This is a genomic window from Sphaerisporangium rubeum (assembly GCF_014207705.1).
GTDB lineage: Bacteria > Actinomycetota > Actinomycetes > Streptosporangiales > Streptosporangiaceae > Sphaerisporangium > Sphaerisporangium rubeum.
Window position 1 is genome coordinate 6,522,554 of sequence record NZ_JACHIU010000001.1, and the last position, 14,178, is coordinate 6,536,731.

A 14,178-nucleotide genomic window follows, 5' to 3' on the forward strand; every position below is an offset into this window, starting at 1 on the left:
ACGAGGACACCGCGCTAGGCCGGCTGAACGGGAATCGTGAGCGACACCTCCGTTCCCCCGCCCTGGCGCGGCCGCACGGCGAGCCGGCCGGAAAGCTCGCCGACCACGAGCGTGCGCACGATCTGCAGGCCGAGGCTGGTCGAGGACTCCAGGTCGAACCCCTCAGGCAGGCCCTGGCCGTCGTCGGCCACGGTCACATCGAGACGCTCCTCGGTACGCGCGACCACCACCGTGATGCTGCCGCTGCCGTAGGAGAACCCGTGCTGCACGGCGTTCTGCAGCAGCTCGGTGAGCACCATGGCCATCGGCGTGGCCACCATCGCGGGAAGCATGCCGAAACTGCCGACCCGCCGCGGCATGACATTGGCCGCCGACACGTCACCCGTCATCGCGATCACGCGGTCGGCGATGTCGTCGAAGTCGACGATCTCCTCAGGGGTGTGCGACAGGGTCTCGTGCACGATCGCGATCGACCCGACGCGCCGCACCGCCTCCTCCAGCGCCTCCCGGCCCTCGGGGACCCGCAGCCGCCGCGCCTGGAGCCGCAGCAGCGCCGCCACGGTCTGGAGGTTGTTCTTCACCCGGTGGTGGATCTCACGGATCGTGGCGTCCTTGGTCATCAGCTCGCGCTCACGGCGCCGCAGCTCGGTGACGTCCCTGATCAGCACGAGCGCGCCGATGCGGCCCCCGCCGACGATGAGCGGGATGGCGCGCAGCTGCACGACGCTGGCCCCCGCCTCGACCTCAGTCTCACGCGGCGTGCGGCCGCTCGCCACCAGCATGAGGTCCTCGTTGATGGGCTCGTCGGAATAGCACAGTGCCGCCGTGGTGCGGCCGAGGTCGGTGCCGACGAGGTCGGCGTGCAGCCCGAGCCGCCGGTACGCCGACAGCGCGTTCGGCGAGGCGTACGTCACCCGGCCCGCGCGGTCCAGGCGCAGCAGCCCGTCCCCCACGCGCGGCGAACGGACCAGGATGGGGCCCTCGTCGGGGAAGGGGAACCGGCCCTCGGCGACCATCTGCGCGAGGTCGGAGGCGCTCTGCAGGTAGGTCAGCTCCAGGCGTGAGGGTGTGCGGGCCGACGACAGGTTGGTGGAGCGCTGGATGACCGCCACGAAGTGGTCGTCGCGCCGCACCGGGATGGTCTCCTCGCGCACCGGCACACCACTGGACCAGTCGGGGTCACCTTCACGGCAGATGCGCCGCTCCTGCCACGCCGTGTCGATCAGTGGACGCTCCCCCGCCGCGACGATGGTCCCGACGACGTCGTCGTGGTACACCGTGGGGCCGGTGGTCGGCCGCATCTGCGCCACCGCCAGCCACGCCGACTCCTCTCGCAGCGGCACCCAGAGGATCAGGTCGGCGAACGACAGGTCGGCCAGCAGCTGCCAGTCCGACACCAGGGACTGCATCCATTCCAGGTCGGCCGGGTCCAGGGTCGTGTGGCGACCCACGAGGTCGCTGAGCGTCGGCACGTGTGCATCATGCGTGCTAACCACCCCGGAAAGCGAATCGAGCAGGCGGCCACTGGGAAGATTCTGCGAATGGAGCACAACGATCCCCTGGCCCGCCTGCGTGTGGCCGCCGCGGCGCGTGACGCCGCGGGGCTGCGCAGGGCCGCGCGTCCCCGTACCCCCGACCACGACGGCCTGATCGACCTGGCGTCCAACGACTACCTCGGCCTGTCGAGGGACCCGCGCCTCATCGCCGCCGCGGTACGCGCCACGGAACGCTGGGGAACGGGGTCCACCGGTTCCCGGCTGGTCACCGGCACCACCGGGGTCCACGCCGAGCTGGAGGAGCGCCTGGCGGCCTTCGCGGCGGCGCCGCGCGCGCTGGTGTTCTCCTCGGGGTACCTGGCCAACCTCGCGGCGGTGGCGACGCTCGGCGCCGGCGGCCTGGTGGTGAGCGACGCCGGCAACCACGCGTCCATCATCGACGCCTGCCGCCTGTCGCGGTCGCGCGTGGTGGTGACGCCGCGCAAGGACGCGAGCGCCGTGGCCAAGGTGCTGGCCGACCGGGAGGAGGAGCACGCGCTGGTGGTGACCGACGCGGTGTTCTCCGTGGACGGCGACCTCGCGCCGGTCGCCGAGATGCACGCCGCCGCGCGTGCGCACGGCGCGCTGCTCGTGGTGGACGAGGCGCACTCCCTCGGCGTGGTCGGCGACGGCGGCCGAGGCGCGGTGCACGACGCGGGCCTCGCCGGCGCGCCTGACGTCGTGCGCACCGTCACGCTGTCCAAGTCCCTCGGCTCGCAGGGTGGCGCCGTGCTCGGCGCGCCTGAGGTGGTGGAGACCCTGATCGACACCGGCCGTCCCTTCATCTTCGACACGGCGCTCGCCCCGGCGGCCGCCGCGGCCGCGCTCGCGGCCATTGATATCGTTGGCGGCCATCCCGACCTGCCAAGGCAGGCCCGTGACAACGCGTCGGCGCTGGCACGCATGGCCGGGGACCGTGGTCTCGCCACCGCGGACCCGGCGGCGGCCGTCGTGCCGGTGGTGCTCGGCCCGCCGGACGCCGCCGTGCGCGCGGCGGCCATGCTGGCCGAGCTCGGCGTGCGTGCCGGATGTTTCCGTCCGCCGTCCGTGCCGTCCGGCCGGTCTTGCCTGAGATTGACCGCACGGGCCAATCTGAGTTCGGATGATCTCGTGGTGATCGGACGCGCGCTCACCGCGGTGGCCGAGATGAAGGTGAACGTGTGACGGAAGAATCTCCCCGGATCCCCAAGTACTACGACGTCAAACGCAGCCTGCTGGAGCTCACCAAGTCTCTGCCCGCCGGTGCGGCACTGCCGCCGGAACGCGCGCTCGCCGTGCGTTTCGAGACGTCGCGCACCACCGTCAGGCAGGCCCTGACGGAACTCGTCGTCGAGGGACGCCTGCTGCGCATCCAGGGCAAGGGCACGTTCGTGGCCCAGCCCAAGGTCGCGCAGGTGCTCGCCCTGACCTCCTACACCGGGGACCTGCGGACCGTCGGCCTCGAACCGGACACCAAGATCCTGGACATCAGTTACATCTCCGCCGACGAGACCCTCGCCAAGCGGCTCGGCATCAACCCCGGCGGCCGGGTGCTGCGCATCCACCGGCTCCGCCTGGCCAACGGCGAGCCGATGTCCATCGACACCACCCACCTGTCCGCGCGGCGCTTCTCGCGGCTGCGGCGCGAGCTGGAGGTGCACGCCTCGCTGTACGAGACGCTGCACAACGCCTACAACGTACGGCTCACCGACGCCGAGGAGGTCATCGAGACGGTGCTCGCCACGCCGTACGACGCACAGGTGCTCGGCGTGGACGTGGGGCTCCCCATGCTGCTGCTCACGCGGCACGCCTTCGACGCCGACGGCCAGCCGGTGGAGTGGGCCCAGTCCCTGTACCGGGGGGACCGGTACAAGTTCGTCACGCGCCTGCACCGGCCCGCGCGGCAGGACGGCACGCACGGCGCCTGAGCCGCGCGGCGCCTGTGTGTGACAACCCCTAGTGTGGTGCCGGTGAGCGTTCTGGTGATCACCGGCACCGACACCGGGGTGGGCAAGACGGTCGTCACGGCCGCGCTGGCGGCGCTGGCCCGCGAACGCGGCGCGCCGGTCGCCGTGGTCAAACCCGCGCAGACCGGTGTGGGCCCCGGTGAACCCGGCGACCTGGACGAGGTGGTCAGGCTCGCCGGGGTCACCACCACGTTCGAGCTGGCCCGCTACCCCGACCCGCTGTCCCCCGCCGCGGCGGCGCGCACCGCCGGGCTGCCGCCGTTGTCCCTGGACGCCGCGGCCACGCGCGTCTCAGAGCTGGCAGAGACGCACCGCCTGGTGCTGGTGGAAGGCGCCGGTGGGCTGCTGGTGCGGTTCGACGAGGACGGCGCCACCATCGCCGACCTGGCCCGCACGCTGCGGGCCCCCGTCCTCGTCGTGGCGCGGGCCGGTCTCGGCACACTCAACCACACCGCGCTCACCCTGGAGGCCCTGGCGGGCCGCGGCCTGGACCTCGCCGGCGTGGTGATCGGCTCCTGGCCCGAACAGCCGGGCCTCGCCGAGCGGTGCAACGTACCGGACCTGGAGATGCTGGCCGCGCGGCCCCTGGCCGGCGTGCTGCCGGCCGGCGCGGCCGCGCTGGACCGTGCGGAGTTCGCGCGGACGGCCAGGCGAGGGCTCGGATCGCCACTTGGAGGCGGGTTCGATCCTTCCGGCTTCCGGGCAGCCCTTAGTCTGTGACCCAGCCGACGCGAGGGAGCAAGCGGGACCGATGAGTATGGACATCCTGGAGATCGCCCGGGTTCAGGTGCTCGACGAAGGTCGCGGCCTGACCGCCGAGCAGGCCCTGACCTGCCTGGAACTACCCGACGAGCGTCTCGGTGAGCTGCTGGGGCTCGCCCACGAGGTACGCATGAAGTGGTGCGGCCCCGAGGTCGAGGTGGAGGGCATCATCTCGCTGAAGACCGGGGGGTGCCCCGAGGACTGCCACTTCTGCTCGCAGTCCGGCAAGTTCGAGTCCCCCGTGCGATCGGTGTGGCTGGACATCCCCTCGCTGGTCGAGGCCGCCGTCCAGACCGCCAAGACCGGGGCCAGCGAGTTCTGCATCGTCGCGGCCGTGCGCGGGCCCGACCAGCGGCTCATGGACCAGGTGCGCGAAGGCGTCAAGGCCATCAAGGACGCCGTGGACATCAACGTCGCCTGCTCGCTCGGCATGCTCACCCAGGAGCAGGTCGACGAGCTGGCCGAGATGGGGGTGCACCGCTACAACCACAACCTGGAGACGGCGCGGTCCCACTTCGGCGCGGTCGTCACCACCCACACCTGGGAGGAGCGGCTCAGCACGTGCCAGATGGTCCGCGCGGCCGGCATGGAGCTGTGCTGCGGCGGCATCATCGGCATGGGTGAGACGAGGGAGCAGCGGGCCGAGTTCGCCGGCCAGCTCGGCGAGCTGGCCCCCGACGAGGTGCCGCTGAACTTCCTCAACCCGAGGCCCGGCACGCCGTTCGCCGATTACCCGCTGGTCGAGGGCGCCGAGGCGCTGAAGACCATCGCGACGTTCCGCCTGGCGCTGCCGCGCACCATCCTGCGGTACGCCGGGGGCCGCGAGCTCACGCTCGGCGACCTCGGCACCAGGGACGGCATGCTCGGCGGCATCAACGCGATCATCGTCGGCAACTATCTGACCACTCTCGGCCGCACCCCCGAGCAGGATCTCGAGCTGCTCGCCGACCTGAAGATGCCGATCAAGGCGCTGTCGCCGACCCTCTGACAGGGTGCGCGGTCCCCTGCGCGCGGCGGCCCGTGAGCGGGCCGCCGTCCCGGCCTCGAACACGGGGCCACCAGCAGGATTGACCCGGCGGTAAATAGGTAAGTTCAGCGCATGGAGTCTGCAAAGCACGCCGGCGACATCGCGGTCGCCGTCTCACAAGCCTACGGTGCCGAGATCATGTTCACCCTCTCGGGCGGCCACGTCTTCCCGTTGTACGACGGGGCCGTCCACGAGGGGATGCGCATCGTCGACGTACGGCACGAACAGAGCGCGGTGTTCGCCGCCGAGGCCATGGCCCGGCTGACCCGCCGGCCCGGTCTCGCCGTGCTGACCGCGGGGCCCGGCATCACCAACGGCGTCAGCGGCGTCACCACGGCCCATTTCAACGGCTCTCCGGTGGTCGTGCTCGGCGGCCGCGCGCCGCGGTCGCGCTGGGGTTCCGGCGCGCTGCAGGAGATGGACCACCCGCCGCTGTTCGAGAGCATCACCAAGCTCGCGTTCACCGCCGGCGGCGCCGACTCGATCGGCCAGGACGTCGAGATGGCGTTCCGCACCGCCATCTCCCCGCACCGCGGCCCGGTCTTCCTGGACTTCTACATGGACGACCTGTTCGCGCCGTCGCCGCCGCACGAGGCCGAGACCCTCACCCCGTCACCGCTTGAGCCGGACGGCGAGGCGCTCGCCGGCATCGCGCGGCTCATCGCCGAGGCCGAGCGTCCGGTGCTCGTGCTCGGTTCCGACGTCTGGATGGACCGCGCCGAGGAGGCCGCGCGGGACTTCGCCGAGACCTACCGGCTGCCGGTCGTCCCGAACGGCCAGGGCCGCGGCATCTTGCCGGCCGGTCACGAACTGCTCGTCACCCGGGCTCGCGGCACGGCGTTCTCGCAGGCCGACCTGGTCATCGTGGCCGGCACACCGCTGGACTTCCGGCTCGGGTACGGCTTCTTCGGCGGCAAGGAAGGCGCGCCGCTCGCCAAGGTCGTCCACCTGGCGTGCGCGCCGTCGCAACTCGCCACGCACGTCGGCACCGCGGCGTCCGCGGCCGGGGACCTGTCCCTGCTGTTCTGGAGCCTCGGCACGGCCTGCGGCGAGGCCGGGGTGTCCCCCAAGGCGTACGCGCCGTGGCTCACCACCTTGTCGGAGAATGCCGCCGCGGCCATCGCGGGGGACGCCGAGCTGATGGAGTCCGACGCCGACCCCATCCACCCGATGCGGGTGTACGGCGAGCTGAACCGCCTGCTCGACGACGACGCCGTGGTGATCGGCGACGGCGGCGACTTCGTGTCGTACGCCGGCAAGTACGTCGAGCCGCGCCGGCCCGGCTGCTGGCTGGACCCCGGGCCGTACGGCTGCCTCGGCACGGGCCTCGGTTACGCCATCGCGGCGCGACTCGCGCGGCCGCGGTCGCAGGTGGTGCTGCTGCTCGGCGACGGCGCCGCGGGGTTCTCGCTGATGGACGTGGACACCCTGGTGCGGCACAAGCTGCCGGTCGTCATGGTGTGCGGCAACAACGGCATGTGGGGCCTGGAGAAGCACCCCATGCAGATGCTGTACGGCTACGACGTGGCCGCGGAGCTGCAGCCGCAGTGCCGGTACGACCAGGTGGTGACCGCGCTCGGCGGCGCCGGCGAGCTGGTCACCTCACCCGCCGAGATCGGGCCCGCGCTGCGCCGCGCGTTCGACTCCGGCGTGCCGTACCTCGTCAACATCGCCACCGACCCGCAGATCGCCTACCCCCGCACCACCACCGGCATCTGACGCGCCTCGTCCCCCGGCCGGCTCCTGGCCGGCCGGGGAGGTCAGCCGCCTGACGGGGTGGGGGTCGGCGTCGACGGCTCGTTCTGGCCGGGACACGGGATGCCCTGCTCGACCACGATGGTGACGTAACGGTCGACGGCCCACGAGGTGCCGGCGGCGGGGGTCTGGTCGAGCACGCGGGTGCAGCCCTCGTCGCTCGGTTCGCCACTGATGTCGACCTTGGTCTTGAACCCGGCGGCGCGCAGGCGGGTGGTGGCCTGCGTCTGGGTCAGGTTGATGACCGCGGGGACGACCTTCTTGGCGGCTTGTTCCTTGGTGGGGGTGGGGGACGGCGAAGGTGTCCTGGTCGTCGTGGGGGTCGGGGTGGGGGTAGGAGTGGGGGTGGGGTCGTTCTCGGTGGGCTCGACGGCACGGGTCGGCGTGCGCGGCGTCGGCGTGGGGCGGGGACGCCGGCCGGAGGGTGTGGACCGCGCGTGGCTCTCGGTCGGCTCCACCGTCGGCGTCGGGGTGGTCCCCGCGGCGGAGGCCCCGGTGTTGGCGAGCTGGTTGAACACCACCGCGCCTCCGCCGCCGAGGAGCGCGCCGACCGCGACGATGCCGGCGACCAGCCCCACGCGGCCACGGCGCGGCGCGGCCCGGCGTCCGCGCCGGGATCCGGACGACGGCCCACCGGGAGGCCCGGAAGGGTCCTGGCGCGGCGGGACGGCGGAGCCCTGGGTGGGGGCGGACATGATGTACGGCGGCGGGGTGGCCGTGGTGGGCCTGCCGGGGTCACTCTCCCGCCACGCCAGGTTCGTGCCGGTCTCGGGGGACGCCAGATGGAGGTGCTGTCCGGTGGACACCATGCCGGTGAGGCCGGTCACGACGCCGTCGGGGGTGCCGGTGTCGCCGCGCAGCGTGAGACGGGCCGCGGCGCTCATCTCGGCGGCGCTGTGCCAGCGGCGCGCGGGATCCTTGCTGAGGGCACGTTCCACCAGATGACGCACCGGTGGCGGGATGTCGGGAGGCAGCGGCGGCGGATCCTCGCGGATGTGCTTCAAGGCGATGGTGACCGGGGTGTCGCCGTCGAACGGACGGCGGCCCGCCAGGCACTCGTAGGCGACCACGCCGAGCGCGTAGATGTCGACGGCCGGGGTGACCGGCTGGCCCTCGGCCTGCTCAGGCGCGCAGTAGGCCGCGGTGCCGAGCACCATGCCGGCGTCGGTGAGCCGGTGGCCGACCTCGGCGCGCGCGATGCCGAAGTCGGTGAGCACGAGCGTGCCGTCCGGCCTGACCAGCAGGTTGCCGGGCTTCACGTCACGGTGCACGATGCCGCCGTCGTGCACGGCCTGGAGCGCGGACGCGGCCTGCGCGATGAGCTCGACGGCGGGCTCAGGCGCGATGCGGCCGAGCCTCGCCAGCAGGCGGTCCAGCGGCTCGCCGTCCACGAAACGCATCACGAGGTAGGCGGTCGGCCCGGCCCCCGGCACGTCGCTCACACCGTAGTCGTACACATCGACGACCCCCGGGTGGTTGATCGTCGCCATGGCACGCGCCTCCCCTTGGAAGCGTGCCGCGAAGCCCGGGTCGTCGCTGCGTCCGGGTAAGAGCACTTTGACGGCGACGGTGCGGGCCAGCACGATGTCCTCACCGCGCCACACCTCACCCATGCCGCCGGCGCCGATACGGACGTCCAAACGGTAACGTCCCGCCAGCGTGGTCCCTTGGGCCACCATGTCTCCCCCGCTTACCCCAATCCGTACAACCAGATGACGCCCCAGAGTTCTCCAACAAAGCGGATCAGTGTCGCGGCCAGGTCACGCCACCATCACAAAACCCTGTGGTCACTGGATTCACATGGGCCGCTCAGCTCGCCGTCATGCCGTGTTCGACACAGCGGGCCGACCAGCCCCGTGGGGTCACCTGCACGACGAGCCGACGCCGGCACGCCGGGCAGTAGCGAGGTGGCTCCATGAGCCGCGCCGCACGGCATGCGGAATGCTCGCCGTCGTCGTGACGGCGACCGCAGTGGTCGCAGAAGGGGCTCACGCCAGAAGCGTATTGCATGGTTCCCCGTCAGGACCGGGAACCGGTGAAGCCGGGACGAGCCGGGACGAGCGGCGTCCCCTGTGCGCGGCACCTCGCATGCGACTCTCTTCCAATAGGGTGACCCGCATGACGATCGCCGCCGGGCTGCGCGCCGAGCTCCTCATCATGGTCGAGCGCGGGGACACCGCCATCAGGCAGGGCAGTGGCGACGTCCCGGTGCTCGGCACACCCCGGCTGCTGGCGTTCGCCGAGGCCGCCACCGTGCGCGCGGTGCAGGGTCACCTGCCGGCCGGGAGCACCTCGGTGGGAACCAAGGTCACCCTTGAGCACCGTGCGGCCAGCCCGGTCGGCACCCATGTCGAGGTGGTGGCCGAGCTGGTCGAGGTGGACGGCAGGCGCCTGGTCTTCCAGGTCACCGCGAACGACCGCACGCGGACCGTCGCCACGGCCGTCATCGAACGGCTGGTCGTGGATCGCGAGCGCTTCCTCGGCGGCCTCGGCCGCTGAGGCCCCCGGTCGCCGCTCACAGGTCAATCGATGACGGCGATCAGGTCGCCCTCCTGGATCACGTCGCCTTCCGACACCTTCAGCGCGCTCACCACGCCGGCGTCCTCGGCCACCACGGGGATCTCCATCTTCATGGACTCCAGGATGACCAAGGTGTCACCCTCTTCGACCGTGTCCCCCTCGGCGACCACGACTTTCCAGACGTTGGCCACCAGCTCCGCGCGTACTTCCGCCACGGCTACTCCCCTCAATCGATGATCAAGAACTATACGGACCGGAACCGTTTCTGCGGCTACCGGTCACGCACGCATGCGACTCACCAATCCCGTGTCGTAGTCACCGGTCACGAACTCAGGATGCTCCAGAAGCTCCGCGCAGAACGGCAGATTGTTCTTCGGACCTTCCACGCGGAACGCCGCCACGGCGGCACGGGCCCGAGCGAGCGCTTCCCCTCGATCGGCGCCGTACACGCACAGCTTCGCCATCAGTGGGTCGTAGAACGCCGTGACGGTGTTGCCGGTGGTGTAACCGGAGTCGACCCGCACGCCGGCACCCGTGGGCTCCTCCCACACGTCGATCTTGCCGGGTCCGGGGAAGAACCGCTTCGGGTCCTCCGCGTACACACGCAGCTCGATGGCGTGCCCTTGCGGATCGGCCCCCGGGGTGAACGTGACCGGCTCACCCGCCGCGACGAGGAGCTGCTGCTCCACCAGGTCGACGCCGGTGACGAGCTCGGTCACCGGGTGCTCCACCTGAAGCCGGGTGTTCATCTCGAGGAACACGAAATCGTCCCGCTCCACGTCCACCAGGCACTCCACCGTGCCGGTGCCGCGGTAGGACACGGCCTCACCGGCACGGACCGCGGCCTCCAGCATGCGCGCACGCAGGCCGGCGCTCACGCCGGGTGACGGCGACTCCTCCACGACCTTCTGGTGGCGGCGCTGCACCGAGCAGTCGCGCTCGCCGAGCGCGACCACCGTGCCGTCGGCCAGGCCGAGGATCTGCACCTCGACGTGCCTGGCGCGCGCGATGTAGCGCTCGATCAGCACCGACGGGACGCCGCCGAACCGCGCGGCGGCCCTCGCCGCCGCGTCGAAGGCCTTGCGCAGCCCGTCCTCGTCGTGCGCGACCCCCATGCCGATGCCGCCGCCACCCGCCGAGGCCTTCACCATGACGGGGTAGCCGACCTCGGCCGCGGCCACCAGCGCGCCGTCCACATCGGTGACCGGCTCGCGGGTGCCCGCGGCGACCGGCACCCCGGCCGCCTCCATGAGGTTCCGCGCGTTGATCTTGTCACCCATGCGCTCCATGGCGTCCGGGGACGGCCCGATCCACACCAGGCCCGCCTCGGTGACGGCACGCGCGAACGCGGGGTTCTCCGCCAGGAAGCCGTACCCCGGGTGCACGGCCTCCGCGCCGGTCGCGCGGCACGCCTCGAGCACGCGGGAGATGTCGAGATAACTGCCGGCCGGCGCCGCCGGCCCGAGCGCGAACGCGTCGTCCGCCTCGGCGACGAACGGCAACTCGGCGTCCGCGTCGGAATGGACCGCAATCGCGCGCAACCCCATGCCTCTGACCGTGCGGATCACCCGTCGTGCGATCTCCCCGCGGTTCGCCACAAGAACGCTTCCGAACACCGTGCAGGCTCCCTTCGACGGATCACAACCCTATGACCGCGACCACATCCACAGCCCCCGGGGAAACCACCGAACCCCCGTGTCGCGTCTGTAGGAAACCCACAATGCCGGACGGAAGGGTCATCGCGCGGGACGATCGACCACTTTGGCCATCGCCTCCACGACGACGGGGTCGAACTCACGGCGGGGATCGAGGCGCAGACGGTCGAGGGTGGCGGCGGCGCGGTCACGGTCGGCGGAACCACCCATGAGGTCGTCGTAGGCGTTGGCGGCCTTGATGACGCGGCTGGCGAGGGGTGGCGGGTCGGCGGCGGTCACCGGGTCGCACTGGCGCCGCACGATCTCGGCGACCCGGCCGAGCACCCCGGTCTTGCGGATGACCTCGGCGCCGAGCTCGGCGATGCTGCGGGCCTGCTCGGGGTCGGCGAGCACGGTCGCGCCGCCGGGGATCGGGTCGCGCAGCGAGAGCTGGCCGATGTCGTGCATCAGCGCGGCGTACTCCAGCTCAAGCAGCTCGGGCTCCGCCATGCCGAGCTCCCTGCCGATGGCGAGCGCGAGACGGCTGACCCGCAGCGAGTGCCCCGGCTCGACGTACCCGCCGACCTCGGTGACACGGGACAACGCGCGGACGGTCTGCAGATAGGTGGCGCGGATGCCGGCGTACTTGCGGAACGCGATCTGGGTGACCAGCAGTGGCGCGGCGAACACCAGCAGCGCCGCGAGACTCATGCTGTGAGAGGCCAGCGCCAGCAGGATGCCGGACGCGGCGACCGCGGCGCCGAGCGGCGCGGCCATGTTGATCTCGTCGCGCACCGCGACACGGAACGCGGTGCGCACCTGCTCGGCGCGTAACAGCGCCGCGACGACGATGTCGGCCGCCAGCGTCACGGTGACGAGCAGCGCCATCACGCCGAGGACGACCCACCACGAGTCATGGCCCGGCCCGGTGGTCGCGAACAGATCGGCGGCCAGCGGACGGTAGGCGAAGGCCAGCAGCGCGCCGCACAGCAGGCGCCTCGCGATGGCGTCGAGGTACGGCGGCCGGCCGACCGCCAGGTGCGGCAACGCACCCACTGCCATGCCGCCGGCCATGACCGCGACCACCTGGAACGCCGAATGCGTCGCGGGCCGGCCCCCGACGTCGAGCAGCAGGGTGTACCCGAGGGCCGCGGCGGCGCCGATCGGCGCGACCTCGCGGTTGCCCGGCATCGTCAGCCGCGCCAGCTCCCCCGCGGCGACCAGCGCGCCGAACGCCACGGCGTTCTCGTAGTCGAGCAGGCCGGTCGCCGCGGTGTGCGCGAGACCGGCCACGGTGACCAGCCCGGCGGCGCAGATCAGCAGCAGCCGTCCGGTGTCCACTCTGGGGAAGGCCCGCTCGGCCGTGGTCACCGCTCCGACACCACTTCGATGGGTGTCGTCGGGTCGTCGTGGTCCTTGGCCACGGGCTCGACCACCTCACCGGCCTGCGGCCGGGTGACCCGGCCAGGGGGATCCCAGCCGCGGCGGTCGATCGCGCGGACGAACGCGGTGACCATCTCGGGGTCGAACTGCGTGCCGGCGCCTTTGCGCAGCTCGGTGAGGGCCTCGTCGATCGACTTGGCCTTGCGGTAGGAGCGGTCGGAGGTCATCGAGTCGAACGCGTCGGCCACCGCGATGACCCGCGCGAACTCCGGGATCTCGGCGCCGGCGAGGCCCATCGGGTACCCCCGGCCGTCCTGGCGCTCGTGGTGGTGCATGATGCCGGCGAACGCCTCGTCGAGGAAGTCGATGCCGCGCACGATCTCGAGACCTCGCATCGGGTGGAGCTGGATCGCGGCGAACTCCTCCTCGGTGAGCTTGCCTTCCTTCTGGAGCACCTTGGTCGGCACGCCGAGCTTGCCGACGTCGTGCAGCATGCCGGCGTACCCGATGGCCTTGGTGCGCTCGGAGCCCATGCCGATCTCCTGCGCGATCATCGTGGCGGCGCTGGACACTCTGGTGCAGTGGCCCCTGGTGTAGAAGTCCTTGGTCTCGACCGCCTGGCACAGCGCCGCGATGGTGGCGTCGTACGAGCGCTGCTGCGCGCGGTACTGGCCGAAGGTCCACCGCGCGATGAACAACGGCAGCAGCACGAGCACCGCCGAGATGGACTGCACGGTGGCCCACAGCCCCACGATCAGCAGGCCGAAGGTCGCGTAGCCGAAGTAGGAGCCGAGCGGCTGCACGAGGGCCCGCAGGGACAGCTCAGGAGCGCGCAGGCCGCCGACGAGCCACAGCATGGCCCCGAACAGCAGGACGTTGAACACGACGTACACCGCGGCGGCCCCCATGAACGGACCGAGCAGGGCCGGGAACCCGTCGATGGACGGCACGTCGGACGGGCCGCCGAGCATGGCGTAGACCAGCCCGGCGGAGTGGCCGCAGACGGCGAACTGCGCGCCGTTGAACAGACGTTTGTGCAGGGCCAGGCCCGGCCGCACGCTGAGCACGGCGGTGGCGCCGACGATGGCGGCGCCGACGTCACCGACGAGCACCACGGCGGCGAGCGCCGCCGAGAAGCTGACCGAGATGGCCGCCTGCTCGACGTTGAGCAAGGTCGGCACCGACTCGCACACCAGGAACAGCAGGGCCAGGACCAGCAACGTCGGCCACTCGTGCCCCGCGAAGCGGTCCGGCGGGAAAAGGCCGCGTCCTATCAACACCACAGCGGCGCCGACGAGCGCGGTCAGATAGACCCTCGCCGGCCACGGGAGATCACGCATCGCCGCCACCTCCGGCCGTCACGGCCACGCGCTCAGATCCAGGAGATCCCCGTCGGCACGCCGCCGCCTGTGCCGGTGACGATGGCCGCCGCGGCCAGGACGACCGTGAGAGCGGCCATGACCCACACCGGGCCGGCACCTCTCACCGTGCGGCTCACCACGGCCGTCATCATGGCCGCCATCATGCGTCTGGCCAGTTCCTTCACCATGTTCCCCCTCCCCATCGAGTCGGGACTCAGGCTACAGAAACCGCCGCTCGCGTACGGGAAGTCGAAA

General features: G+C 71.8%; 14 protein-coding genes. 6 read left to right on the forward strand and 8 right to left on the reverse strand.

Translation table 11 applies throughout. From position 1 onward, the window contains the following. Window positions 1-14: 14 nt before the first annotated feature. On the reverse strand, window positions 15-1,472 hold the full coding sequence (locus BJ992_RS27495; RefSeq protein WP_184985870.1) for a histidine kinase N-terminal domain-containing protein: 1,458 nt from the start codon (window positions 1,470-1,472) through the stop codon (window positions 15-17). Between the two features lie 69 nt (window positions 1,473-1,541). Here BJ992_RS27495 and BJ992_RS27500 point away from each other — a divergent pair, with 69 nt between their 5' ends. The 5 genes from BJ992_RS27500 (at window position 1,542) to BJ992_RS27520 (ending at window position 6,989) form a co-directional block, all read left to right on the forward strand. Continuing rightward, window positions 1,542-2,699 (forward strand): 8-amino-7-oxononanoate synthase, encoded by a 1,158-nt coding sequence (locus BJ992_RS27500; RefSeq protein ID WP_184985872.1) that lies wholly within the window; start codon window positions 1,542-1,544, stop codon window positions 2,697-2,699. Beyond that, window positions 2,696-3,442: a UTRA domain-containing protein gene (locus BJ992_RS27505; protein ID WP_184985874.1), complete on the forward strand. Its 747-nt coding sequence runs from the start codon at window positions 2,696-2,698 to the stop codon at window positions 3,440-3,442. The genes BJ992_RS27500 and BJ992_RS27505 overlap by 4 nt, the downstream gene beginning before the upstream one ends. 42 nt (window positions 3,443-3,484) lie before the next feature. Then, window positions 3,485-4,201, forward strand: coding sequence for a dethiobiotin synthase (gene bioD, locus BJ992_RS27510; protein ID WP_184985876.1), 717 nt, complete (start codon window positions 3,485-3,487; stop codon window positions 4,199-4,201). A gap of 31 nt (window positions 4,202-4,232) precedes the next feature. After that, window positions 4,233-5,231, forward strand: coding sequence for a biotin synthase BioB (gene bioB / locus BJ992_RS27515; RefSeq protein ID WP_184985878.1), 999 nt, complete (start codon window positions 4,233-4,235; stop codon window positions 5,229-5,231). A gap of 111 nt (window positions 5,232-5,342) precedes the next feature. Further along, entirely contained in the window at window positions 5,343-6,989 is a 1,647-nt protein-coding gene (locus tag BJ992_RS27520) for an acetolactate synthase (RefSeq protein WP_184985880.1), read from the forward strand. A gap of 41 nt (window positions 6,990-7,030) precedes the next feature. Here the strand turns inward: BJ992_RS27520 and BJ992_RS27525 are convergent, their stop codons facing one another. Continuing rightward, window positions 7,031-8,704, reverse strand: coding sequence for a serine/threonine protein kinase (locus BJ992_RS27525; RefSeq protein ID WP_184985882.1), 1,674 nt, complete (start codon window positions 8,702-8,704; stop codon window positions 7,031-7,033). A 130-nt stretch (window positions 8,705-8,834) separates the two neighbouring features. After that, window positions 8,835-9,035 (reverse strand): biotin synthase auxiliary protein BsaP, encoded by a 201-nt coding sequence (bsaP, locus tag BJ992_RS34625; protein ID WP_484592960.1) that lies wholly within the window; start codon window positions 9,033-9,035, stop codon window positions 8,835-8,837. 108 nt (window positions 9,036-9,143) lie between these two features. On the opposite strand from bsaP, the gene BJ992_RS27530 reads away from it, so the two are divergent. Beyond that, window positions 9,144-9,524, forward strand: a complete 381-nt coding sequence (locus BJ992_RS27530; RefSeq protein ID WP_184985884.1) for a thioesterase family protein — start codon at window positions 9,144-9,146, stop codon at window positions 9,522-9,524. A gap of 23 nt (window positions 9,525-9,547) precedes the next feature. Here the strand turns inward: BJ992_RS27530 and BJ992_RS33350 are convergent, their stop codons facing one another. The 5 genes from BJ992_RS33350 to BJ992_RS27555 form a co-directional block, all read right to left on the reverse strand. Continuing rightward, entirely contained in the window at window positions 9,548-9,760 is a 213-nt protein-coding gene (locus tag BJ992_RS33350; protein ID WP_184985886.1) for a biotin/lipoyl-binding carrier protein, read from the reverse strand. A gap of 63 nt (window positions 9,761-9,823) precedes the next feature. Continuing rightward, the gene (locus BJ992_RS33355; protein WP_184985888.1) at window positions 9,824-11,161 is read right to left on the reverse strand and encodes an ATP-binding protein; all 1,338 of its coding nucleotides are present in this window, start codon (window positions 11,159-11,161) and stop codon (window positions 9,824-9,826) included. A gap of 120 nt (window positions 11,162-11,281) precedes the next feature. After that, window positions 11,282-12,550, reverse strand: coding sequence for an HD domain-containing protein (locus BJ992_RS27545; RefSeq protein ID WP_184985890.1), 1,269 nt, complete (start codon window positions 12,548-12,550; stop codon window positions 11,282-11,284). Then, window positions 12,547-13,902: an HD-GYP domain-containing protein gene (locus tag BJ992_RS27550; RefSeq protein WP_184985892.1), complete on the reverse strand. Its 1,356-nt coding sequence runs from the start codon at window positions 13,900-13,902 to the stop codon at window positions 12,547-12,549. Before BJ992_RS27550 ends, BJ992_RS27545 begins: the two co-directional genes overlap by 4 nt. 32 nt (window positions 13,903-13,934) lie before the next feature. Beyond that, window positions 13,935-14,111, reverse strand: a complete 177-nt coding sequence (locus BJ992_RS27555) for a hypothetical protein (RefSeq protein WP_184985895.1) — start codon at window positions 14,109-14,111, stop codon at window positions 13,935-13,937. Window positions 14,112-14,178: the final 67 nt, after the last annotated feature.

Excerpts from the sequence above, each read along its gene's own strand:
- BJ992_RS27500 (WP_184985872.1), top strand. The coding sequence starts at position 1,542 with ATGGAGCACAACGATCCCCTGGCCCGCCTGCGTGTGGCCGCCGCGGCG.
- bioB (WP_184985878.1), top strand. The coding sequence starts at position 4,233 with ATGAGTATGGACATCCTGGAGATCGCCCGGGTTCAGGTGCTCGACGAA.
- BJ992_RS27520 (WP_184985880.1), top strand. The coding sequence starts at position 5,343 with ATGGAGTCTGCAAAGCACGCCGGCGACATCGCGGTCGCCGTCTCACAA.
- BJ992_RS27525 (WP_184985882.1), bottom strand. The coding sequence starts at position 8,704 with ATGGTGGCCCAAGGGACCACGCTGGCGGGACGTTACCGTTTGGACGTC.
- bsaP (WP_484592960.1), bottom strand. The coding sequence starts at position 9,035 with ATGCAATACGCTTCTGGCGTGAGCCCCTTCTGCGACCACTGCGGTCGC.
- BJ992_RS27530 (WP_184985884.1), top strand. The coding sequence starts at position 9,144 with ATGACGATCGCCGCCGGGCTGCGCGCCGAGCTCCTCATCATGGTCGAG.
- BJ992_RS27550 (WP_184985892.1), bottom strand. The coding sequence starts at position 13,902 with ATGCGTGATCTCCCGTGGCCGGCGAGGGTCTATCTGACCGCGCTCGTC.
- BJ992_RS27555 (WP_184985895.1), bottom strand. The coding sequence starts at position 14,111 with ATGGTGAAGGAACTGGCCAGACGCATGATGGCGGCCATGATGACGGCC.